This is a genomic window from Candidatus Methylomirabilota bacterium, assembly GCA_035764725.1.
Classification (GTDB): Bacteria; Methylomirabilota; Methylomirabilia; order Rokubacteriales; family CSP1-6; genus DASRWT01.
On the sequence record DASTYT010000046.1, the window covers coordinates 1 to 20,751 of the forward strand.

Annotated in this window: 22 protein-coding genes; 4 read left to right on the forward strand and 18 right to left on the reverse strand. The window is 68.4% G+C overall.

The window, feature by feature from the left end; translation table 11 throughout:
* Positions 1 to 420: 420 nt before the first annotated feature.
* From VFX14_06405 to VFX14_06460, 12 genes are all read right to left on the reverse strand, one after another.
* Positions 421 to 786: a cupin domain-containing protein gene (locus VFX14_06405; protein ID HEU5189301.1), complete on the reverse strand. Its 366-nt coding sequence runs from the start codon at positions 784 to 786 to the stop codon at positions 421 to 423.
* 90 nt (positions 787 to 876) lie between these two features.
* Positions 877 to 1,722 carry an ABC transporter substrate-binding protein gene (locus VFX14_06410; protein HEU5189302.1) on the reverse strand — a complete coding sequence of 282 codons (846 nt, stop codon included), beginning with the start codon at positions 1,720 to 1,722 and terminating at the stop codon, positions 877 to 879.
* A gap of 164 nt (positions 1,723 to 1,886) precedes the next feature.
* Positions 1,887 to 3,407: an MFS transporter gene (locus VFX14_06415; GenBank protein HEU5189303.1), complete on the reverse strand. Its 1,521-nt coding sequence runs from the start codon at positions 3,405 to 3,407 to the stop codon at positions 1,887 to 1,889.
* A 148-nt stretch (positions 3,408 to 3,555) separates the two neighbouring features.
* Positions 3,556 to 5,136: an AarF/UbiB family protein gene (locus tag VFX14_06420; protein ID HEU5189304.1), complete on the reverse strand. Its 1,581-nt coding sequence runs from the start codon at positions 5,134 to 5,136 to the stop codon at positions 3,556 to 3,558.
* A 100-nt stretch (positions 5,137 to 5,236) separates the two neighbouring features.
* Positions 5,237 to 5,584 (reverse strand): phasin family protein, encoded by a 348-nt coding sequence (locus VFX14_06425; GenBank protein ID HEU5189305.1) that lies wholly within the window; start codon positions 5,582 to 5,584, stop codon positions 5,237 to 5,239.
* A gap of 127 nt (positions 5,585 to 5,711) precedes the next feature.
* On the reverse strand, positions 5,712 to 7,232 hold the full coding sequence (yidC, locus tag VFX14_06430; GenBank protein ID HEU5189306.1) for a membrane protein insertase YidC: 1,521 nt from the start codon (positions 7,230 to 7,232) through the stop codon (positions 5,712 to 5,714).
* Positions 7,232 to 9,031: a DUF3413 domain-containing protein gene (locus VFX14_06435; protein HEU5189307.1), complete on the reverse strand. Its 1,800-nt coding sequence runs from the start codon at positions 9,029 to 9,031 to the stop codon at positions 7,232 to 7,234. Before VFX14_06435 ends, yidC begins: the two co-directional genes overlap by 1 nt.
* Before the next feature lie 2 nt (positions 9,032 to 9,033).
* The gene (locus tag VFX14_06440; GenBank protein ID HEU5189308.1) at positions 9,034 to 10,182 is read right to left on the reverse strand and encodes a hypothetical protein; all 1,149 of its coding nucleotides are present in this window, start codon (positions 10,180 to 10,182) and stop codon (positions 9,034 to 9,036) included.
* Between the two features lie 13 nt (positions 10,183 to 10,195).
* Positions 10,196 to 10,438 carry a hypothetical protein gene (locus tag VFX14_06445; GenBank protein ID HEU5189309.1) on the reverse strand — a complete coding sequence of 81 codons (243 nt, stop codon included), beginning with the start codon at positions 10,436 to 10,438 and terminating at the stop codon, positions 10,196 to 10,198.
* 10 nt (positions 10,439 to 10,448) lie between these two features.
* Positions 10,449 to 11,342 (reverse strand): hypothetical protein, encoded by an 894-nt coding sequence (locus VFX14_06450; GenBank protein HEU5189310.1) that lies wholly within the window; start codon positions 11,340 to 11,342, stop codon positions 10,449 to 10,451.
* Positions 11,343 to 11,434: 92 nt separating this feature from the next.
* Positions 11,435 to 12,769, reverse strand: a complete 1,335-nt coding sequence (locus VFX14_06455) for a vanadium-dependent haloperoxidase (GenBank protein ID HEU5189311.1) — start codon at positions 12,767 to 12,769, stop codon at positions 11,435 to 11,437.
* Between the two features lie 273 nt (positions 12,770 to 13,042).
* Complete coding sequence (locus tag VFX14_06460) at positions 13,043 to 13,795, reverse strand: class I SAM-dependent methyltransferase (GenBank protein ID HEU5189312.1); 753 nt, start codon at positions 13,793 to 13,795, stop codon at positions 13,043 to 13,045.
* Between the two features lie 64 nt (positions 13,796 to 13,859).
* Here VFX14_06460 and VFX14_06465 point away from each other — a divergent pair, with 64 nt between their 5' ends.
* Genes VFX14_06465 through VFX14_06475 form a run of 3 tightly spaced genes read left to right on the forward strand, consistent with a single transcriptional unit; the run spans position 13,860 to position 15,070 of the window.
* Positions 13,860 to 14,303, forward strand: a complete 444-nt coding sequence (locus tag VFX14_06465; protein HEU5189313.1) for a DoxX family protein — start codon at positions 13,860 to 13,862, stop codon at positions 14,301 to 14,303.
* 6 nt (positions 14,304 to 14,309) lie between these two features.
* Complete coding sequence (locus VFX14_06470; GenBank protein HEU5189314.1) at positions 14,310 to 14,432, forward strand: hypothetical protein; 123 nt, start codon at positions 14,310 to 14,312, stop codon at positions 14,430 to 14,432.
* Between the two features lie 20 nt (positions 14,433 to 14,452).
* Positions 14,453 to 15,070, forward strand: coding sequence for a class I SAM-dependent methyltransferase (locus VFX14_06475; protein HEU5189315.1), 618 nt, complete (start codon positions 14,453 to 14,455; stop codon positions 15,068 to 15,070).
* Positions 15,071 to 15,078: 8 nt separating this feature from the next.
* On the opposite strand, the gene VFX14_06480 is transcribed toward VFX14_06475, so the two are convergent.
* A complete protein-coding gene (locus tag VFX14_06480) occupies positions 15,079 to 15,525 on the reverse strand; it encodes a hypothetical protein (protein HEU5189316.1) in 447 nt (148 codons plus the stop codon).
* Positions 15,494 to 16,375, reverse strand: a complete 882-nt coding sequence (locus VFX14_06485; GenBank protein ID HEU5189317.1) for a sterol desaturase family protein — start codon at positions 16,373 to 16,375, stop codon at positions 15,494 to 15,496. Before VFX14_06485 ends, VFX14_06480 begins: the two co-directional genes overlap by 32 nt.
* A 72-nt stretch (positions 16,376 to 16,447) precedes the next feature.
* Between VFX14_06485 and VFX14_06490 the strand changes: the two genes are divergently transcribed.
* Entirely contained in the window at positions 16,448 to 17,377 is a 930-nt protein-coding gene (locus tag VFX14_06490) for a LysR substrate-binding domain-containing protein (GenBank protein HEU5189318.1), read from the forward strand.
* A 114-nt stretch (positions 17,378 to 17,491) separates the two neighbouring features.
* Here the strand turns inward: VFX14_06490 and VFX14_06495 are convergent, their stop codons facing one another.
* The 4 genes from VFX14_06495 to VFX14_06510 form a co-directional block, all read right to left on the reverse strand.
* Positions 17,492 to 18,304 carry an MFS transporter gene (locus VFX14_06495; protein HEU5189319.1) on the reverse strand — a complete coding sequence of 271 codons (813 nt, stop codon included), beginning with the start codon at positions 18,302 to 18,304 and terminating at the stop codon, positions 17,492 to 17,494.
* 44 nt (positions 18,305 to 18,348) lie between these two features.
* Complete coding sequence (locus tag VFX14_06500; GenBank protein ID HEU5189320.1) at positions 18,349 to 19,233, reverse strand: RNA polymerase sigma factor; 885 nt, start codon at positions 19,231 to 19,233, stop codon at positions 18,349 to 18,351.
* Positions 19,234 to 19,302: 69 nt separating this feature from the next.
* Positions 19,303 to 20,154: an aldo/keto reductase gene (locus VFX14_06505; GenBank protein ID HEU5189321.1), complete on the reverse strand. Its 852-nt coding sequence runs from the start codon at positions 20,152 to 20,154 to the stop codon at positions 19,303 to 19,305.
* A gap of 12 nt (positions 20,155 to 20,166) precedes the next feature.
* Positions 20,167 to 20,463, reverse strand: a complete 297-nt coding sequence (locus VFX14_06510) for a hypothetical protein (GenBank protein ID HEU5189322.1) — start codon at positions 20,461 to 20,463, stop codon at positions 20,167 to 20,169.
* Positions 20,464 to 20,751: the final 288 nt, after the last annotated feature.

The window sequence follows — 20,751 nt, forward strand, 5'->3', positions numbered from 1 at the left end:
CCGCCACCGCCGCCGGCACCACCGCCGCCGCCGCCAGCACCACCGCCACCGCCGCCACCGCCCTTGGCAATGAGGGTCATTCCATCTGGCAAGGCGGTTCCGTCCGATGACCGAATTACCGTCCGGTCCTTCTTTGACTCAGTAGTAAATGCGAGCGCGCTTATCGCGGCTAGGGGAATGACCGCGCCGAATGCAAAGAGAACCGCCAAGATAAGTGGAAGGATGACGCGCGCTGTGGGACGCATCGGCGGAGGACTCGTGCAATCGTTGTGCCTCCGGCGTCGACGAGCCGCAGTGCCCACGAGATGCGACCAGAGGCGCGGTCTGCTCGCGGTGGGGGAGGGGAGCGGAGCCTGTCACGTCTTCGAAACGCTCTGAACCTCCACCACCGACAGGTGACTGGCAGGACGCGTGGTTCAGTCAGATCCAGATATCATTCGCGGCAGTCCGCCCCCCACCCTCGTGACCTGTATTGAGGACCCCGCGAGGCTCGATGAGGAGTAACTTGACCTCCCTCTCCGCATACGGCTTGTGCTCGAGGCCCTTTGCGACGACGAACATCTCTCCCGCCGAAACGTGGACGGCGCCATCCCGAAAATCGATCCGGAGATCACCTTCCAGGACGATGAACGTCTCATCGGTATCTTTGTGGTCGTGCCAGATGAAGTCGCCTTGCAGCTTCACGACCTTGAACTGGTAGTCGTTCATCTCGGCGATGACCTTGGGCTGCCATTGCTCGTTGAACAGCCCGAACTTCTGGCGAAAGTTGATCGATTTGTAGTCCACGTGGTTCCTCCATCATCCTGCTAGCGTCCGAGGTCGATGCCGAACCGTGAACCGACGACCGCGCTCATTCGATGAGCTGATCGGCCCGGATCAAGAGCGACTGAGAGCCTTCGCGGTCTTGAGGTTGATGATGAGCTCAAACTTCGTCGGCTGCTCCACGGGGAGGTCGCCAGGCTTGGCGCCTCTGAGGATCCGGTCGACAAAGAAAATGATCCGTGCCCGGTGAGCCAGGAACATTCCGTCGGGAGGTACCGAGAGAGCTTGCACGCGCTCACGGGTCATCGCCGAGAACGCACCCTGAAGCTCTTGCGGGTCCTGCACGGGCATCGCATGAAGCTGTACCTTGAGGCGCTGCGCTGCGTCTTCGATCACCTTCAAACTCGGTCCGTGTATCGGGTTGGCGGGGTTCCAGAGGACGGCAATCCGACCGGCTTCGGGTACTGCCTCCTTGAGGATCTCCAGACGTTTCGCGTTCAGCTCCACACCTGCAAGGTGTGTCCAACCCGTGATATTGCCCCCAGGCCGAGCCAGGCGACCGACAAGTCCACTCCCGACGGGGTCGGCGACAAATCCGATGACGATTGGTATCGTCGTGGTGGCTCGCTTGGCCGCCAGCGCGGATGGCGTTGTCGAGGCGAAGATAATGTCAACCTTGACGCTCACCAGGTCCGCCGCAAGCTCGGCGAGGAGATCGTGTCGCCCGTTGGCGTGTCGAACCTCCATGACCAGGTTCTGCCCGTCGATCCCACCCCGCTCGCGAAGCCCGCGACGGAACGCCTCCACGTGCGGCGTGCCGGGGGCCGCCGATCCGAATTCGAGATAGCCGACACGGGCTATCCTTGGGGCCACTTGTGCCTCAGAGGCAGGTCCGGTACCGAATACGGCGAGAACGACGACAGCGACTGCCGCCAACGTCTTGTGGGCTGGGCCAGTCATATCGTCAGAGCGCGCCTCCTCGTCCCTTGGCTAGGCTGCCTTCCCTCTGAGGGCGCGCCGACTATAGCGCGCCCAATCGCGGGCCAGCAACGCTTGGCCGTCACAGCGGAGACGGGGACGGGGGTAGGTCGGACTCTCAGTGCGTAGGTGAGACGGTCCCGCTCTCAGCCCCGACGCCCTAGCACCCAGGCTCGCACTCTTCCGCTCCCCCAGATGGGCGGGGGTGTGAAGGCGGCGAGGCCGGTGTGCTCGGCGAGCGCGCGAATCAGCGTGCGCAGATCGCCCTGGGCGCCCGGATCGTGCAAGCGAAGCGAGAGCGCGGCGGAAGCCAGGCGAGCCGCCGCCGAGAGCAGGAACAGGACGTGGAGGTTGGTCCACGGCTCTCCGGCCAGCTCGAAGTGCGAAGGGATGTGGCTGGCGAGCTGACCGGCCAGCACCGACGCCGCGCCGAAGCCAAGGCCTCCGGCGGTGGCGAAGGCGCCGACGTAGAAAGGCCGCGACACCCGAGGAGCGAGGCCGATGGTGAGATCGAAGGCCGCGATGCCGTGACCTGCCCACAGAAAACCGGCGAGCACCGCATCGAAGGCGATCAGCCATAGGTGGTCGGGCGTGATGAAGAACCACGTGAGCGGGGATGACGCAATGCCGAAGGAGCAGAAGACCAGCACCGGTCCCGCGCCCACTCGGTCCACCGCGTAGCCCCAAAGCCCGGCCGAGACGATGCGCAGCGCGGCCACCCCGACGCCGTGGGCCGCCACAACCAGGAAGCCGGTGTGAAGGTTCGTCAGCATGTGGTAGGCGAAGAAGCTGGCCGAGATGCCTATGGCCGCGTTCCAGGCGACGAGATAGCCGAGGAACGGGAGGATCTGCCGGTCGCCGAGCGCGAACCGGAGCGCCTGCCGGGCGGACATGCCGGGCTCGGCGGGCCCGAGGGGCTCGTGCTGACGCCGCATCAGCACCACGCTGGCCACGCCGGCGAGGCAGGCGACAAAGGTGAGCGCGCACAGGGCAGCGCCGGTCCATCCGATGAGGGCAAGGCGGTCGAGCAGGACGGCGGCCCCGAGCGAGGTCAGTGTGCCCGCGACGCTGATGTAGATGGTCCGCCGGCCGACGAAGCGGCCACGGATGCGGTCCGGCACCAGGTCGCCCATCCAGGCCACCCACGCGCTGTTGCCGACCACGCTGAACATCGTGCTGACGGCCACGATGACCATGAAGAGGTGGAGCTTCGTCGACGCATCCACGGCGAGTGTCGGGAGGGCGAGCAGAGGCAGGAAGGTGAGTCGCGAGATGCCGACGGCCCAGAGCGTGACGGCCTTGCGGCTGCGCGTGCCGGTCAGCCACGCCGCGGGCAGGCTCACGACCTGAGCGCCCAGCGGGAGGGCGCCGAGGAAGCCGATCACCGCCGCGCTCGCGCCGAGGTACAGCGCCCAGCCGACGATCACGGCCCCGCTGGCGCAGGCCGCGAAGACCTCGGCGGAGGCGCCCTCCGCGACGGCGGCGTTGAGCGAGCGGCGGAGGGGGCGGGCCGGCGCGGGAGTCCGGGCCGCCGTCCGATCGGATCGCGGCGAGCCGGTGAGGGCAGGGCTGGAGCCGGGAAGCGGTTCGCCGGGCTGGGGGACCGAGAAGGCCGAAGCGATGCGAGCGAGCGACGCGAGAACGATGGAGGCGCGGAGTGTCTTCACGACTGCAGAACGCTATGCACGTCCTGGGCCAGGCGCGTAGCGTGGGATTTCGCGGAGAAGCTTGTGGCTCGCCTAGATCGGGAATCCTGACCCGACGATCGTTGTCAACGCGTTGACGTAGGTGGGCGGTGCGTGGGGCCCAGGGCGGTCAGTCCTTCGGTTTCTGTCTGAGCACCGTGATGATCGCCCCTCCGATCACTACCGCGGAGGCGAGGCTCGCCAGGGCCAGCAATCGCGCGCCGCGCATCACCCCGCGCTGCAGCTGCTCGAACTGACTCAACTCGATGCGGATCTTCAGATTGCCGGTCTTGACCGAATAGATTCCGCGACGGACTTCCTTGGGCAGGTCGGCGAACAGCTCCGCATATTGCGTGACGATCTTGAGGGCGCGCTTCCCCACGGCGCGCGGCGACAGCTGGTCGGTCACGACCTCCTGAAGGGTGGGCTGGATTGCGACCATGATGTCGAAATCTGGGTCGAGCTTCTTGAAGGCTCCTTCGAGCGAGACGAACACCTTGAGGAGCATGGCCTGATCCGGCGGCATGGACAGATTGTTGTCCCGGACCAGGCTCAACAGGGCTCCGACCATGGCCGACAGATCGGTGAGGCCCATCGATTTGCCGGCATACTCACCTAGAAAGTCGGCGACGGCGGCCGTCAACTCTCCGGGGTCGTCTCCCTCTCGGCCCGCCCACTGCAGGAGAATCTCGCAGAGACCCTCGGCGTCGTTCTCGAACATGGCCTGCAGCAGCTTCAGGATCTGCTGTCGCCTGACCTCGGAGACGCGGCCCATCATGCCGAAGTCGACGAACGCGATCCGCCCACCCGGCAAGATGAAGAAATTCCCCGGGTGCGGATCGGCGTGGAACAACCCGTCGACCATGATCATCTTGAGCACCGCGCTCGCCCCCCTCTGGGCGATGCGCTTGCGGTCCATTCCGGCCGCATCGAGGGCTTCCAGGTTCACGCCCGGGATGCCGTCCACGAATTCCTGGACGTTGATGCGCTCCCGCGTCCATTCCCAGTAGATCTTGGGAATCACGATCTGCGGATTGCCTTCGAAATTGGCCGCCACCTGCTCGGCGTTCTGTCCTTCCGTGACGAAGTTGAGCTCGTTCCCGAGCGACTTTGCGAATTGCCGGACGACCTTCTGCGGATGATAGGCGGCGAGCTCCGGGACATGCTTTTCCGCGAGCGCCGCGAGATGCGCGAGCAAGCGCATGTCCGCGTCGATCCTCGGTCGGACCCCGGGGCGCTGGATCTTGAGCACCACGTCGGTCCCATCCTTCAACGTCGCCCGGTGAACCTGGGCTACCGACGCGGCGGCGACCGGTGTGGGGTCGACCTCGTCGAACAGCTCTTCGAGGGGTGCTCCCAGATCGTGTTCGACCTGCTGGCGGATCTCTTTGAAATCGACCCGGGGGGCGTGCGCCTGGAGCTTCTCGAACTCCGTGATCCACTCGGGTCCGAACAAGTCCGGGCGCGTGGCAAGGATCTGGCCGAGCTTGATGAAGGTCGGCCCGAGCGTCTCGAAGGCCCAGCGGACACGCTGGGGGCGATCGAGGTGGGCGAGGTCCTCGCCGCCCTTCCACCCCATGAACCTGCTGGTGCGCTCGGCCAGGTCCTCGAGGCCCATCTGCTTGAAGAGGTCCCCGAACCCGACGATCGTGAAGACCCGGATGATCTCCTGCAATCGACCCAGATCGGAAATCCTGGCTTCCGACGTCATCGTCCACCTCACAGGGGCGTGCGCCCCACTGCCGGACCCCGGACCTGACGTGCCCCGAGGCTGGGCGACGGGCCGTCGCGGTCCGCCGTGAGCGTGCCGTTCAGCGCTTCTTGGAGCTGCGGGGCTTGCCCGTGCCGGCCAGCTTCTGGACGGTCGCGGTCAACGTCTCGACTCGCTTGGCGAGCGCCTGGAGCTCCCGGTTCGCGGACACGCCGACCTGGGTCAACGCGCGTCCCATCTCGTTCACCTTCGATTCGGCGACCTTGCGGGTACGCGACTCGAGGCCCTTCCCTTCCTTGACCAGGGCATTGAACACCCTCGCTCCCTCTTCCTGCGTCTTCGAAAACGCGCCCAGGCCCGCGAGCCAGATCTGCTGTGCCGAATCGCGGACCATCGACGCCAACTGATCGCTTCCGCGCTCCGCGCTCGCCTTCCGCTTCTTCGCCATGTTTGACTCCTTTGCTCGAGAGTGCTGCTGGACGAGTCCGGGCAACCGGCCTAGAGGGTACACACCCAGCGGCTAGCTTCCCCCACGTACAGCGCCGACACCCGGGTGTCAAGGGCTTTTCTCCACGTCACGCTCGCTTCCCGCGCAGTCCCCTGACTTCCTGCATGACGAGCTGGACGCCGTTGGTTGAGGTCCAGTACAGGACCATGCCGGCGGGAAACGTGTAGAAGAGGAGGAAGAACGCCAGCGTCATGGCCATGAGCGTGCGGCGCTGGCGGCGCTCGAGGCTCGGCGTGAGGACGGGCGAGCGGAACCGCAGGAGCGTCGCCAGCGAGACGGCGCTCATCAGGAACGGCAAGAGATTCAGGTAGCACCCGAAGAAGGGCGCGCAGAGAGGCAGCGGGAGCAGGTGGTCCGGCTGCGAGAGATCTGAGATCCAGAGGAAGGACACGCGGTAGAGATCGAAATCCTCCGCCAGCATGTCGAAGACGGCGATGAATACGGGCAGCTGGATGGCGACGCCGAGGAGGCTCTTCAGCGTATACAGCGGGTGCACGCCCGCCGCGCGATAGAGCGCCCAGATCCGCCGTGTTTGCTCCTCGCCACGATGCGCCGCGCGGATCGCGTCGATGCTGGGCTGAAGCCGCGCCTGGGTCGCGTTGACCTGCTCCTGGAGCCGCTCGGCGAGCATCGTCAGGGGTAGGAGGAGGATCTTGACCGAGAGGGCGAGGGCGATGATCGCGACGCCCGGATGCGGGACGATCGCGCTCAGTGCGCGCAGAAGATGTAGCAGCCCGAAGCTCAGGGCGCGGAGCGGCGACCAGAGGCCCGAGAAGAGTAAGCCCTCGAGTGCCGGGTCGGCGTCGGACAGGGCCTGACGCTCGACCGGCCCGGAGTAGAACGTGTAGCGCCATGAGGGCCCTTCGGACCTCAGGGCGATGCCGAGGCCGGGGCGGGGTTCGCGGATGCTGGCGCCGTCCGGACGAACGAGCAGGGCCCAGAATCGGCTCCGTGCGCCGACCCATTCACCGGAGCCGACACGCGAGGCGTCGCCGGGCTCGTCCTTCAGGGCGCGGGCTTTCCCCCGCGCGACGTGCACACGGCCCGCGCGCTCGAGCATCGCGGCGAAGCCGGCGGTCGTCGCCGCGGTCAGGCCGCGGCCCGCGTCCAGCTCGAGCATCAGATGCCGCCCGGCGGCGAAGGCGGCGGCATTCGACCCGAGGAGCCGCACGGTCAGCACGACGTCGTAGCCTTCCTTCGACACCTCGAAGGTCTTGACGATGCGTACACTGTCGACCGGCAGCTCGGCCTGGAAGGTCACCGTTCGGGCGCGCGCGTCCTCCGTGAGGTCGGCGGTGAAGCGCAGACGTTGGAAGTCGAGCGGTGAGTCCCTCTCGCGAAGGGTCAGCTGGAGGGGGGATGGCTCGCGGGGGTCGGTCACTCGGATGGCCGTCCCCGACCCCTGATCGGCTTGCGCGCAGGACGGATGGCAGGCCCGCCAGGCCACCGGGATGGCGCCGTCACGGGAAAACTCCAGGTCCAGGCGCCGGGTCGACACGCGAACGGTGCGGTCGCCGACTTCGGCCGCCGAGGCGTACGGCGCCACGAGGCCCGCGAGCGCCACCAGTCCCAGCAGCGCGCCCGTCACTAGCGGTAGAACCGGCTCATCTCCCGCCATGCGGCCCGCAGCGCGTCCGGGGAAACGCTCGGGGACGGTATGAGGCGGTACTGCGGATCGCGAACCTCGAAGCCGGACGCGTAGACGATGGTCACGCGTCCCGGCTGGATCAAGGCATGGTCCGTCCGGCTGCCGGCGACGAGCCACTCCCACTCGGCGCTCGAAAAGAGGCTCTTCCCGCTCGCATAGTCGGACGGCGGGTTCGTGCAGCCGAAAAGCTCAGTGAGCAGGGTCGGTGCGAGGTCGTTGTGTGAGGTTCGCCGCGTCACCCGCTGCGGGGCATGACCGGGCCAGCGCAGGAGGAGCGGGGTGCGTAGCTGGTAGTCCGTGAAGGCGGTGCCATGCCCCTTGAAGCCCAGCCCGGCCTCGTCGAACTCGATGCCGTGATCGGACGTCACGATGACCACGGTCTTGTCGTTGAGCCCTCGGCGTGCCAGATCCTCCAGCACCGCGCCCACCAGGGAGTCGACGAAGTGCACGGCGGTCAGGTATCGGCCGTGCCGGCGGCGTTGCTGAACCGTGCCGCCCGGCGCCTCCGCCACCACCGGGGGATAGCCGTCGGGCGGATCGAGGGCAATCGCGGCGTTGTAGTACAGGAAGCCGAGGAACGGGCGCGCCGGGTCCCGTCGCTGGAGCCACTCGTACCACTCTCCGGTCAACGCCCGGTCGCGCGTGGCGGATACGGTGGACTCGCCGCCGGCCAACCGCGTCTCCTCACGGAGGTTCGGCATCTGCGCGAACGCGGTGCGGTCGAGTCCGACGACGGGGCGGGAGACGGGGGCGCTCGAGAACAATCCGAGCTGATAGCCGTGCTGACGGAACATGTCCATCAACACGGGAGGACGCGCCAAGGCGTAGAACGCATCGAAGTACGTCGGCGGGATCCCGTAGAAGAGCGAGAACATGCCGGTCTGTGATGTATTGCCGCCGCTGTAGTGAGCGTCGAACCGCATCGCGCTCGACGCGAATTCGGAGAGCCTGGGCGCGGCCGCGTTCAGGGCGTCCGCACGCATGCCGTCGATCACGACGAGTAGGACGTTGAGGGCAGGAACGCGCGGGTCGCACCGCAGCGGGGCAATCGGATAGTTCAGCGTCCCCCCGGACACACCCCCCAGCGCGGAGACGAAGGCTCGCTCGCGCGCCTGGCTCCGATCCACCAGGCGCAGCTTGACGAGAACATTGGACTTGATCGGCGCGTAGAGCGGGAGGTATCGATCGAACGCCGTGACGGGAACGTAGAAGTAGGGATCCGCCGCCGCGTGGATGAGCTGACTGCTCACGAGGCAGATCCCGAGCACGAGGGGGAGGACCCAGCCGAGTCGCGACGTGGAGGGGAGCGCCGTGCGTCGCCAGACCCAGACCGCAACCATCGCCTCGATGGCGAGGGCCAGGAGGAAGTAGAGGGCCAAGAATCCCCAGGTGGTTGGCTCCAGTATGCGGAATGTGAGGGCGTTGAGGTGGTAGCGCTGCTCGGCGAAGACCAGGGTGTCGAGCACGAGGAAGGCGACGAGGGCGCTGACGAGGACGACACCGAGAGGCAGCACCACGCGCGGCCATGGCAGGAGCAGCAACAACGGTATGAGCACGAGCAGGGGGCTGTAGGCGAGCGCGGCCATGTGGCCCGCGGAGGCCACGACCGCATAGGTCCAGGCGGCCGCAGGTGACATGGGGGCTGAGTACTGCCAGAGATACTGCGCCCCGATGAGGGCGAGCACCGCCGCATTGACCAGGGCGAACCAGTTGGCCCAGCGGAGCAGCCGGCGCCGCATGCTCACCTGGCTGCGGCTCGCTCGTCGGCGATACGGGCGATCTCGCGGGCTCCTACCTCCACGCTGCGCCCGAAGTTGAAGACCCACGTGGCCCGCAGCCCGGCCATGCGGTCCCGGAACTCTCGCGCCCCGCGAACCAGGTTTGCCACGTAGGCCGGGGCCTCCGCCAGCCGATTCAGCGGGAGCACCGTGCCGAGCTCCCGGCGGATCCGCATTTCCATGGGTTCGAGACCTAGCTCCGCGTAGTTCGGGTTCCGCACGCGAGGCGGGACGTCGACGAACAGCACCGGCTTGCCCAGCCCGAGCGCGTATTCGATCGCCATGGCGGACCAGTCACAGATCAGCACGTCGGACTCCAGCAGCGAGTCCATTTCTCCCATCCGGTCCACATGCCTGAACCCCGCGTCCCCTCCGAATCGGGCCGTCAGGCGCTGGATCACACGCGGCGCCAGACGGGCGGTCTGGTAGTGGGGGCGGAGGATCACGCGTAGTCCCGCGCTCAGCAGCGCATCGATCAATGGCTCCCCGCAGACGTGCAGGATCGAGTGCTCGCCCCACGTCGGCGCCAGCAGGACGGTGGTCGGCGGGGACGGGGGGTGCGCCGCCGCCGCGGCCTCGACGAGCCGCTCGAGGCGCGTGTAGCCGTGAGGGAAGAGATGCTTGGGTGGCAGACCCTTCAGCTCCTCGCGCCGGCGGATCTCCGCCACGTGGTGGGGGCCCACGCAGAAGAGGCTGTCGTAGTGGTCGTACGAGTTCTCGTGATCCACCAGGTGGGTGCTCCCCATGCTGTGGAACACGTACAGGTAGTGCACGGGATGCCGGGATCGTTTGAGGTGGAAGTTCTGGAGGTCCAGCATGGTCAGGACCAGGACGTCGGTCTCGAGCATCTGGAAGAACCACGTCAGCACGGCGCCGGAGCCGATGCGGAACGCGTGAAGGCCCGGACGCGAGCCGGGCGGCAGGGCAGCGGTCTTTTCGGAGGTGACGTGGCACACGGTGCGTGACAGCCGCCCGACCAGGAAGTCGATGAGCGGCTGCAGATGGTGCCAGTCCTGATGGCTCTCGGAGTAGAAAATGATTCGGCGGTCGGCCGGTGGGAGCTTCAGTAGCCGGCGGTAACTCCTCCAGTCCTGCCAGATCCCGAGCGTCACCTCGACGGAGGGGCTACCTGTGGGCGGGGGAGCCGCCGTCCCCTTCGGGTCGCGGTCCCCGCCTCGGGCGCCTGAACAGGCCGGTCACCCGGTACCAGAACATCTTGACGGCGAGACCCACCGCGGCGGCGATGCCGATCAACGCCGAGACCAGCATGCTGCCGGTGCCGGGATCGAGATAGGCCTGCGCGGGCGAAGCCATCGCCAGCCCGACCACAACGACGAACGAGACGCAAAGCACCCAGCGGATGATCATTGGTCAAACTCTAGCAGACTTGGCGGTGATCGAGGTCGTTCGATCTACGCCCTCTCACACGCATCGCCGCCCGCTCGGACGTGGCACCCCATCCCTGTAGCCATGCGAGGGCCAGTGGCGCTCCGTAGCTGCCGCCCCGCTCGATGAACTCCCAGATCGGCTCGCCGGCGAGTGGGCGTAGGCCCTCGGTGCCGAGCTTGAAGGCGACGACGAAGAGGAGCAGCGGGCGCGTTGGCCACCCGAGGACGAGGAGACCCAGTGCGCCCTCGACCCACCCCGCCCAGGGGCGGAGCGGGTGGCCCGCGAGCGTGGCGGGGTCGATCCCGATCGCCGCGGCATATCCGCTCCAGTCCTTGTGCATGGCGAAGTCGAAGCCCGCATGACCGATCAGCAACAGCGCGGTGGTGATCCGGAGGATCCTGCCGACCGCGCGGGCCCGGTCTTCGGTGAGCGGAGGCATCGGGCGTGTCGAGAACCAGTCGGCCAGTGACCGGCCGGGGCCGAGCAGGACCAGGAACGCCAGCGGAACGCCGTAGTTGCCGGCGCGCTCGAGGAGCTCCCACACGCCCTGGCCCGCGAGCGGGCGCAGGCAAGCCGTCTGGAAGCCCCAGAACGTCATGTAGAGAAGGACCGCCCGTCGCGGCTGGAACAGGGTGAGCACGCCCACCGTGATGTCGACGGTCCCGACCACGGGCATCAGCCGCCACGCCCACGGTTCGGGGATGCCGAAGATGGCGAAGTACGGAAGCCACGCCGCCTTCGTGATGATGCCGAACGCCCCGTGGCCGATGAAGCAGGCGGCCACGGCCACGCGCAGGATCCACTGGAGCACCGCCGTGTCCTGCGTCCCGCGTGCCGGTGGCTGGACTTCCTGATCACTGTCGATCGTCGCGACCTGACCCATGACCATCCCTCCCGCGTGGCGGACCGAGGGGAACGGTGTGCCGCCGGACACCGCGCGACGGACGCGCGAGGCCCGGCGGCCCGTTGCCTGCCTTACTTCCTCGGCGGTTGGAGATAGAGCGCGGCCGTTCGTTGTCCTATCTTCCGGCCCAGGGCGATCCCGTCCTCACAGGCGCTCCGGAAATGGATCCCGGCGTAGACGCGTGAGTCGGCGCTCTCGCGTGCCGCCTGGGAGAAGCTCGTGAACGATCGGGTGATGCCGTCGAAGGGCTTGCCACTCGTGACCGTGAAGCTCATCTGGTCCCCTCCCAGAGCGCTCGCCAGTGTCACCGCGGCGGCAGCGCTGAACGTGCTCTGGGTGGAGGGGTAGTCCGAGACCGCGGGGGTGTTCTGGTGGCTGTCCCACGTGGGGTCGCCGACCGTCGCGTCGTTGCCGTCATTGTCGCCCTCGCGGATGGCGGTGATGGGCCGCCACAGGTCATAGACGTACCGGATCCTGAAGCCCGCGATGTAGGAGTCCGCCATCGCGAGGTTCATGAGGGCCAGGACGCGGGCGCTCTCCCACGCGTCGAGGCGGCGCGTGGTGGCCACCGTGCGCGCGATCGTGTTCCAGTTGCCCGGGCCCTCGAACCAGAAGCGCGCGATCTGAGTCTGGTCCTCGGTGCGCAGCGTGCTGACCTTCCCGCCGATGTTCTTCACCTCGTTGTAGTCGCGCGCGTAGGTCGGGCTGACCAACGCCGGCGGGCCGGGCAGCCAGTACTGCGAGGGGGACAGCAGCGTGAACGGCGTGACGTTCCCCCAGTTCGGGAGCGCCGAGGGCGTATATCCTCGCGCCAGGTCCGGATTGGCGATGGGGGGATTCGGGGGTACCGGATTCGGGTGCGGCCGCCACTTCCCCGGCCCGACGCCCGGCGTGTACGGCGCATCGCGGAAGGCTCCGTCGTCCTTGCGGAGCGCGAGCATTGCGGCACCGGCGGCGCGCCCGACCGCCACGCCCTTGTTGCGAGCGGGACCATCGGTCACGCGGGCGAGCGATGTGGCGTACGCCTGATCGACGAGGGCGAACGTCGCCGCCTTCTGCCCCGGGGTGCCATAGTTGCCGACCACCCCCATGAGCACCGTGTGCGCGGCCGCTGCGACGGCAGCATCGGGCGACGCGGCCGCCTCGGCGGGGCCCTCGAAGTAGTAGGCGTCGTAGCGGCGGCTGATCGCATTCAGCGTGTCATGCACCGCCGCCTGCACCATGGCCAGCGTGCGTGTCGCGACGATGTTGTTCTGCCCGCTGGCCGCGATGGCCTGCATCGTCGTCTCATTCCACTGGAGGACTTCGTTGGCGAAGGCGCCCGGGGCCAGGCCGAGGACCCACAGGCCGATCATCAGGCTGACGGTCGGGACCACGCTACGGGCGGCTCTGAAGCCGGATCTCATGGGCGAACCTCCTTCGGTATGAAGGCGACCTGAGCGTGATGGGACGTAGGAAAACCGTCGATCTTCGGGCATCACCTCCCGACGGCCCGCTGGGAATGGTCGGATGGCCCCGGTCCGTCAACCGGCGTCATGCGGAAGAGGTGCCAGACGTTGACGAGCTTGTCGTTCGCCTCGCAATTCGCGCACTTGGTCGCTGGCGCGGGCGCACGGGACCGACGCACGGCACCGACGTTCTGCCCGACGGGAGCTGGAACCGTGCCCGCCCGAGGCCCCTCAAGCGGTCGGTCGCGTGCCGACCAGCACGGGCTGAAAGAAGCGGTCGTCCAGGCGGCGAACGTGCTCGAAGCCGACCGCGCGCATCAGCTCGGCGACCTCGGCCACAGGGATCGCGAGATAGCGGCTCCTGAGGATCGTGGGGGCATCGCTCGAGTCCCGAGCGACGATCTCGATCGCGAGCTCGTAGTGTCGTCCGTGCCAGGTCCAGACCTGGCGCACGCGGTAGCGGCGCCCCGCCCACACACGCTCGCCCCATGGCTGCGCGTCGACCGTTCCGGCGGGCGGCGGTGGTCCGTAGTCCCGCATGGAGATCAAGCAGCCGCCACCCCGCCGCGCGCAGCGAAAGCATTCGGCGAGGGCAGTCTGGATCTCGACCTCCGTCTCGAGATGGGGCAGGGCATTGTCGCAGACGAGAACGACGTCGACGCTCTCGCCGCGGACGGGCAGTGCCCGAAAGTCGGCCACGAGACAGGGAACCATCAACCGCCGCCGCGCCCCTTCCCGGGTGGCGCGGGCCACCGCCCCCGGCGAGAGATCCGCGCCGATCACACGGAACCCGAGCTCCAGCAGTCCGATGGCCTGGGTGCCGATACCCACGGCCGCGTCGAGCACCGAGCGTGCGTCGGCGCCCCAGTGCTCGCCGATGATCGAGGCCAAGCGGCTTCCCTGTCGCCCGACGGCGGCGTCCCAGTTTTCGTAAACGAGGTGATACAGCGGCGCCAGACCGTCGTAGAAGGCTTGCACCGACATAGCTGGTAGGATAGCGCCGGCTGGCGCCCTATCACTGGCCTGTCGTCAAAGAGGAGAACGTGCCATGGAGATGCTCTTCGCCACATTCCCCTCGAAGTCGTTGTTCATCGTGCGGGTGGTCCTCGGCGTCATCTTCTTCGCGCATGGGGCCCAGAAGGTGTTCGGCTGGTTCGGCGGGCCCGGGCTTCGCGGCGTCATCGGCTACTTCAAGCAATCGCTCGGCATCCCCGCGCCGCTGGCGGTCCTGGCCGCCTTCGTGGAGCTCCTGGGCGGGCTCGCCATGGTCTTCGGCATCCTGGTCCGTCCCGCCGCGGTGGGGCTCATCCTCGTCATGCTGGTGGCGATCGCCAAGGTGCATTGGCCCAACGGCTTCTTCATCAACTGGGGGCTCCAGCCTGGCAAGGGACACGGGTACGAGATGAATCTGGCGTTGATCGCCATGGCGCTGGCGGTGCTGGTGGGCGGAGCGGGGATCTTGTCGATCGACCGCCTGATCAATCCCTGGTAGCCGGGCATGAACCCGCTCGAGATGGAGGTGGAGGAGTGGCCGTGGTGGGCCGACCCGAGCTTCGTGGTCGCGGTCGTGATCATCGCGGTGGCGGCATGGTGGGTGTGGTCGGGGCGCGCTCCCCACTAGCGCGCAGCCGGGAGGCGCCCGTGTCCTTCTACCGCCGACACATTCTCCCGAGGCTCACGCACCTCGCGATGAGTGACGGCGCGGTCGCCGCCGAACGAGCGCGCTGGATTCCGTTCGCGGGCGGCGTCGTGCTCGAGATCGGCGTCGGCTCGGGGCTGAACGTGCCGTTCTATGGCCAGGGCGTCGGCAAGCTGTACGCGCTCGAGCCTTCCGACCCGCTCCGGCGCATGGCGGGGTCGCGCGCGTCGCGGGCGCGGTTTCCGGTGGAGCTCCTCGCCGCCTCCGCCGAGGCCATCCCGCTGCCCACGGCCTCGGTCGAGTGGGTGGTCACGACCTGGACCCTCTGCTCGATCGGGCAGCCGGGCCTCGCGCTGCGGGAGCTCCAGCGTGTGCTCCGTCCGGAGGGGCGCGTGCTCTTCGTGGAGCACGGGCGCTCGCCGGATCCGGGAGTCCTCAGATGGCAGGATCGGCTGACGCCGATCTGGCGCCGCTGCGCGGGAGGCTGCCACCTGAATCGGCCGATCGATCAGCTGCTCGAGGCGGGCGGCTTCGCGTTCGAGCGACTGGAGCGGGGTTACATCCGCGGACCCCGCTTCGGCGCGTACCTGTACCGGGGCATCGCGCGGAAGGCCGCCTGACGGAGGCGTTAGCGCGTGGCCGTGCCCTCGACGCCGGCGCGCGCGGCCCGATCGGCGGCGAGCGTCTTCAGCGAGTCCTGCTCGAGCATGAGCACGTGCTTGGCGATGACCCGATAGGTCCACTGGCCGGGCGCGGTCTCGCCGTTGAACTGCTCGTCGGTGAGCCCGGCGAGCGAGCCGATGAACCGCGCACGCTCCTCCAGCCACTCCGCGATCAGTCGCTGCATCGGCGAGGCCGTGATTCGCGATTCGTAGCGTCCCTCGAGGACCTGGCCGGTGTGAATCTTCTCGTGATCGATATCGTTGGTGATCAGTGTCCAGAGGTCCTTGCCCTGGGCGCAGCCGTGCGACGAGGGCAGGGGCAGCTCCCGGTCTGAGGCTTCAAGGAGCGCGTCCATCGTGGCCATCGTCTGCTGGAGCAGTTCACGTACGGCTTCGCGCACCGTCGCGGCCATGGCGTCCTCCCGTGGGGGTTGCGTGTGGGGCCGTCCCGCACACTGTAGCGCGCTCGCGGAGGAGAGGCTGAATCAGCAGGTGGCCGAGGCCCAGAGCGTCACGTCCAGCGAATCCCGCGACGCCGAGCTCCATGTCGTCGTGTCCCTGCCGAGGCTGCGCATGGTACGTGCCGAACAGACCGTCCCACCAGGACAGGGTGAAGCCGAAGTTGCGGTCCCGCTCCGCGCCGTCGATCGAGTGGTGCACACGGTGCATGTCCGGCGTGACGATGACCATCCGGAGCAAACGGTCGGCTCGCTCGGGCAGCCGCAGGTTGGCATGGCTGAAGAGGGATCCGGCGTTCAGCAGGATCTCGAACGCGATGGCGCCGGCGATGGGCGCGCCCAGGGTCCCGACGACCCCGACCCTGATTCCCGCTGATAGCAGAATCTCGACCGGGTGAAACCGGACGCCGGTCGTCACGTCCAGGTCGAGGTCTGTGTGATGGACGCGGTGCAGTCGCCACAGCGCGGGGAGCGCATGGAACAACACGTGCTGCAGGTAAATCGCGAGGTCGAGCAGCACGATCGACGCTGCGATGGCGACCCAGGCCGGCAGCGGCCCGACCGCTTGCAGCAGACCCCAGCCCCGCGTCTCCGCGAGCCCGGCGACCGCCACCGCGCTGAGGAAGGGCAGGGCCCGCACCAGCGCCGTGTCCACGACGACGAGCCCGAAGTTGCCGGCCCACCGCGGCCGGCGCCCGATCGCGCGACGGCGCCGCGGCGCCGCGGCCTCGGCGGCGGCGAGGAGCGCCAGGCAGACCAAGAACGCGCCCAGCCTCAGGAGCGGTTCAGGGCTCGCGAGCTCCATCGCCTGACCCTAGCGCCGCGTCTTGCATAACCGCCAATCCGATGTTCTTATCCAGCCGATAAGGCGAAGCTTATGCCACCGACCATGCGGCAGCTCGAGGTGTTCCTGGCCGTAGCCCGTGCCGGGAGCTTTCGGCGGGCGGCCGAGCGGGTCCACCTGAGTCAGCCGGCGCTGTCGCAGCACGTGGGCGAGCTCGAGCGCGGGCTGGGGGCACGCCTCTTCGAGCGGCGCGGGCGCACGGTGACGCTGACCGAGGCCGGGCGCATCCTGGAGGATCACGCACTCCGCGTGCTGGCGACCCTGGATGGCGCCCGGCAGGCCATCGCCGACCTGGCCGGTGGCGCGCGGGGCTCCCTCGTCGTCGGCGCGAGCACGACGCCGGGCCTCTATCTCCTGCCGGGGCTGATGGGCGCGTTCGAGCGCGAGCAGCCCGGGATCTCAGTGGACCTCCGCATCGCCAACTCCCGGACGATCGAGGACCAGGTGCGCGCCAATGAGCTGGACCTCGGCGTCGTCGGAGGACATGGGCTCGGCCCGGGCGAGGAGTGCCTCGCTGCGGGGATACTCGACGAGCTGATCCTCATCGTGGCGCCGGTCCATGCCTGGGCGCGCCGTGCCCGGCGCGAGCCTTCCGACCTGGTGCGGGAGCGATTGCTGATACGCGAGGATGGATCGGCGAGCCGGCAGGTGACGGAGCGCGCGCTGCAGCGGGCCGGCGTGAAGGTCGGGCGGATGCTGGTGCTCGGCCACACCGAAGCGATCAAGCAGGCGGTGATGGCGGGGCTCGGTGTGGCGTTCGTCTCGATCTATGCCGCGCGGGGAGAGCTCGAGAGCGGCCGGCTCCAGCGCGTGCGCCTCCAGGGCCTCCAGATCCATCGGCACTTCCACGTCATCCACAACGAAGCGCGGGCGCTGACGATCCGCTCCAAGGCCTTCATCGCGGCGCTCCAGCGCTTCGGTCAGCCTGCCGTCGCTCGGCCAGCGCGCCCGAGCGCCCGCTGAGCCCGAGGCGGGGACGGGCTCGCCAGAGGGCCGCGGCGACGATGGTGCCAAGCGCGCTGGTGGCGCCGGCGGCGAGGAAGCCCACGCCGTACCCTCGGTGGGTGATCACCGGCCCTAGGCCAAGTGAGCCGACGGCGAGGCCGAGGTACAGGTGCTGTAGCCGCCCATGACGAGGCCTCGGGTTGCGGCTGTCGCCGCCCCGGCCAGCGCGGTGCTGATCGCCACGAACGCCATGCCGCTCACCCCGCCGAAGGGGGCCGCGAGAACGAGCAGCGGCACGCCCGCGGCGGTGTGAGGGGATAACGTCGCCACCGCCGAGGCGACGAGGAGACCAGCCACCGCGCAAGGTGCGGGCCGGCCGGTACGATCGATCAGCCAAGCCGCGGGAAAGCGGGCCAGCGTGTTCGACAGGCCAAGGATCAGGAAGACGAGGGCGCTCGGGGTGAGCGTGTGTCCAGAGGCGAGGAGCGGCAGGAACGTGAAGACGGTGCCCTGGATCAAGAGGCCGGCGACCGCGGCGATCCATCCGGCCCAGACGGCGGGGTTCCCCCGGAGATCCGCGAGTCGCGCGATCGAGCGCGATCCGGCGTGAGCGGGGGGCGCCGCCGGGACCGCCAGTCCGACGATCATGGCGATGCCGGTGACGCCTGCGCTCGCGAGGAAGGCCAGACGATAGCTCGACCACTGCGCGACGAGGCCTCCGAGGAATGGACCGATGGCGATAGCGCCGTAGTGGGCGGTCGAGTACCAGGCATAGGCCTGACCGGTCCGCCCCGTCGTGGCCGTGTCGGCCACGAGCGAGAGCACGCTCGGCGTGAACGCGGCGATCCCGAGGCCGGCGAGTCCGTAGATTCCGAGCAACGCGACCTCGCCCTCGGCGTACGGCAGGGCGAGCGATGTCACGGTGATGGAGGAGAGTGAGGACACACACCAAGAGCAACATGACGACGTGCCGCGCGCTCGAGGCCCGCTCAGGAGGCGTCGGTGAGGCGGCGGACGGTCGGACTGGCGATCAGCTCGCGCAACGTCCGCACGAGATCCGGCGACTCGTAGAACGGGTGCTGGCGGAAGACCTCGCCATACTCCTGCTCGAAGGCCCTTACCGCTTCCGAGCGCGCGGCGACGAGGTCGCTCACCTGCCGCACTCGCTCGCGGGCGAAGAGGAGATTGGCCGGGTCCACGTAGCCGGCCTGGATGAATCCCCGCGTCTTCTTGGCGCAGCGACACGGGTTCGCTCGGTTCACGAGGCCGCACTTGTCGTCCATGAAGCTATGGAGATCGCGCCGGGCGCGCGCCAGGCGCTGGCGGAAATTGTCGGCGCTGATCTCGACCAGATCGGCCCCGACCGCGTCGCTGACCCCGAGGATCTCGCCGAGGATGTATACGAGGCGCTGATCGCGATCGAGACAGAGCAGCATCCCCGTGGTGCAGCTGATGCGCGCCTCGTCCACCAGCAGGCGCAGGTCGGCCGGGACGCTGCGCGGGTCCGGGAGGTCGAGATCCGGTGTCGTGTCGAGCCCGTGGGCGAAGCACGCGAAGCTCGGTGTGGCCGGCTCGGAGCGGCCTCGCTTCGTGTTGAGCACGTGGTTGACGACGATGCGATACAGCCAGGTGCGGAAGCGGCTCCGGCCCTCGAACGACGAGAGCCGGGTGAGCGCCTTGATCAGGATCTCCTGCGTTGCGTCCTCCGCGTCCTGCGGGTGCCCGAGCATCCGGATGGCGATGTTGTAGATCCAGGTTTGATGGCGCGCCGCGAGCTCCTCGAGGGCACGTCGGTCGCCCGCCTGGGCCCGCGTGACCAGGGCGCGGTCGCCCTCCTCCCCCTCGGGATCATCGAATGGCCGTCCCGTCTCCATGCCCACCTCCCCCGCTGGCATCTTCTTCACTCCGATTGGACACCGACCGGAGCGGGGTGTGACGGAGCCTCAACCCCGCGCGATGTTCTCCATGGCGCGCACGTCCTCGGGGGACAGCTCGAAGTCGTAAGCGCCCAGGTCCTCGCGCATGTGATCGGGATCGGTGGTGCCGGTGAGAGGCTGCATGCCGACCCGGAGCGCGAAGTTGAACACCGCTTGGGCCGGGGTGTGTCCCACGCGCCGCACCAGGGTCGCGAAGGCCGGGGTGCGGAGCTGGTCCAGGTTCGCGGTGAGGAGAGAGAAGCCCTGGTAGACGATGCCGCGCTCGCGGCAGAACGCCCGGATCTCGCGGTCCCAGCCGGTGACGGCGAAGCAGCGGTTCTGGACGAACGCGGGCGGTGTCGTGGCACGCGCGCAGAGCAGCTCGAGCTGGTCCAAGCCGACGTTGCTGACGCCGATCAGCCGCGTCTTGCCGGCGGCGTGGAGCTCTTCCATGGCGGCCCAGACCGCCAGGTCGGACGGGCCGAGCCCCACGCGGCGCGACGGCCCGTGAAGCACGTAGGAGTCGATGGTGTCGACGCGCAGGTGCTCGAGGGAGCGGGCGAAGGACTGGCGCACCTGGGTGGCGTCGTCGGCCTCGGGATCGTAGGGCAGACGATGGTCCTGCCCGCCCCGCGAGGTGAACTTCGTCTGGATGAAGAGCTCGGCGCGCGTCACCAGGCCCGCCGCGATGGCGCCCCCGATGCCCGCGCCCACGCCCGCTTCGTGGTAGTGGCGGCGCTGATTGGCGGTGTCGATACCGCGGAAGCCCGCCTCCAGGGCCAGACGCGTCAGTCGCTCAGTGGCATCTTCCTTCCAGGCCGTGCCGTAGACGAAGCTCGGCACGCGCACACCCGCGACCTCGAGCTGACGAGCGACCACGCCCGGATAGTATCAGTCCTTCTTCTGCTCGCGCGCGTCCTGGCGGGCGCCCTGCTTGGTATTCCGCTTGTCCTGCCGGCACTCGGCGCGCGTCTTGTCGTCGCCCTTCTTGCACTCCACCTTCTCCTTGCGCGCGTCCTCACGCCCGGTCTGCCGCGTGTCGCGGGCGTTCTGCCGATCGTCCCGGCGGTCCTGGCGATTCTCCGCTCCGGGGGTCTGGGCGTCCGCCGTCACCGATAGCGTGAGCGGTGCGGCGGCGGCCAGGACCAGCACCGACATCGAAACACAGAGAGCCCTTTTCCCGTTCATCGCGCCTCCTTGGTTGCTCGAGTGTGGGAGCCGGCCCGCCCTCCGCGCAATGGGACATTGGTCCTACCCCCGCTGCCACTCCGGCTTGCTCGTCCGCTCGCCGATCTGCCATCGAAGCTTGCGGGCTCCAAGTGCTCGAAAAGCGAGTCAGAGCCCACGCCGCGGCCCCACGAGCCGCCACGTCAGCTTGCACCCGTTGCCAGGAAACCCTCGAAAAGCTGGGCGAGCTCCGGGGCATGCCCGTTGCACTGCGAGAGGCCGATGCTTGACACCAGTTGTCGTGAACAG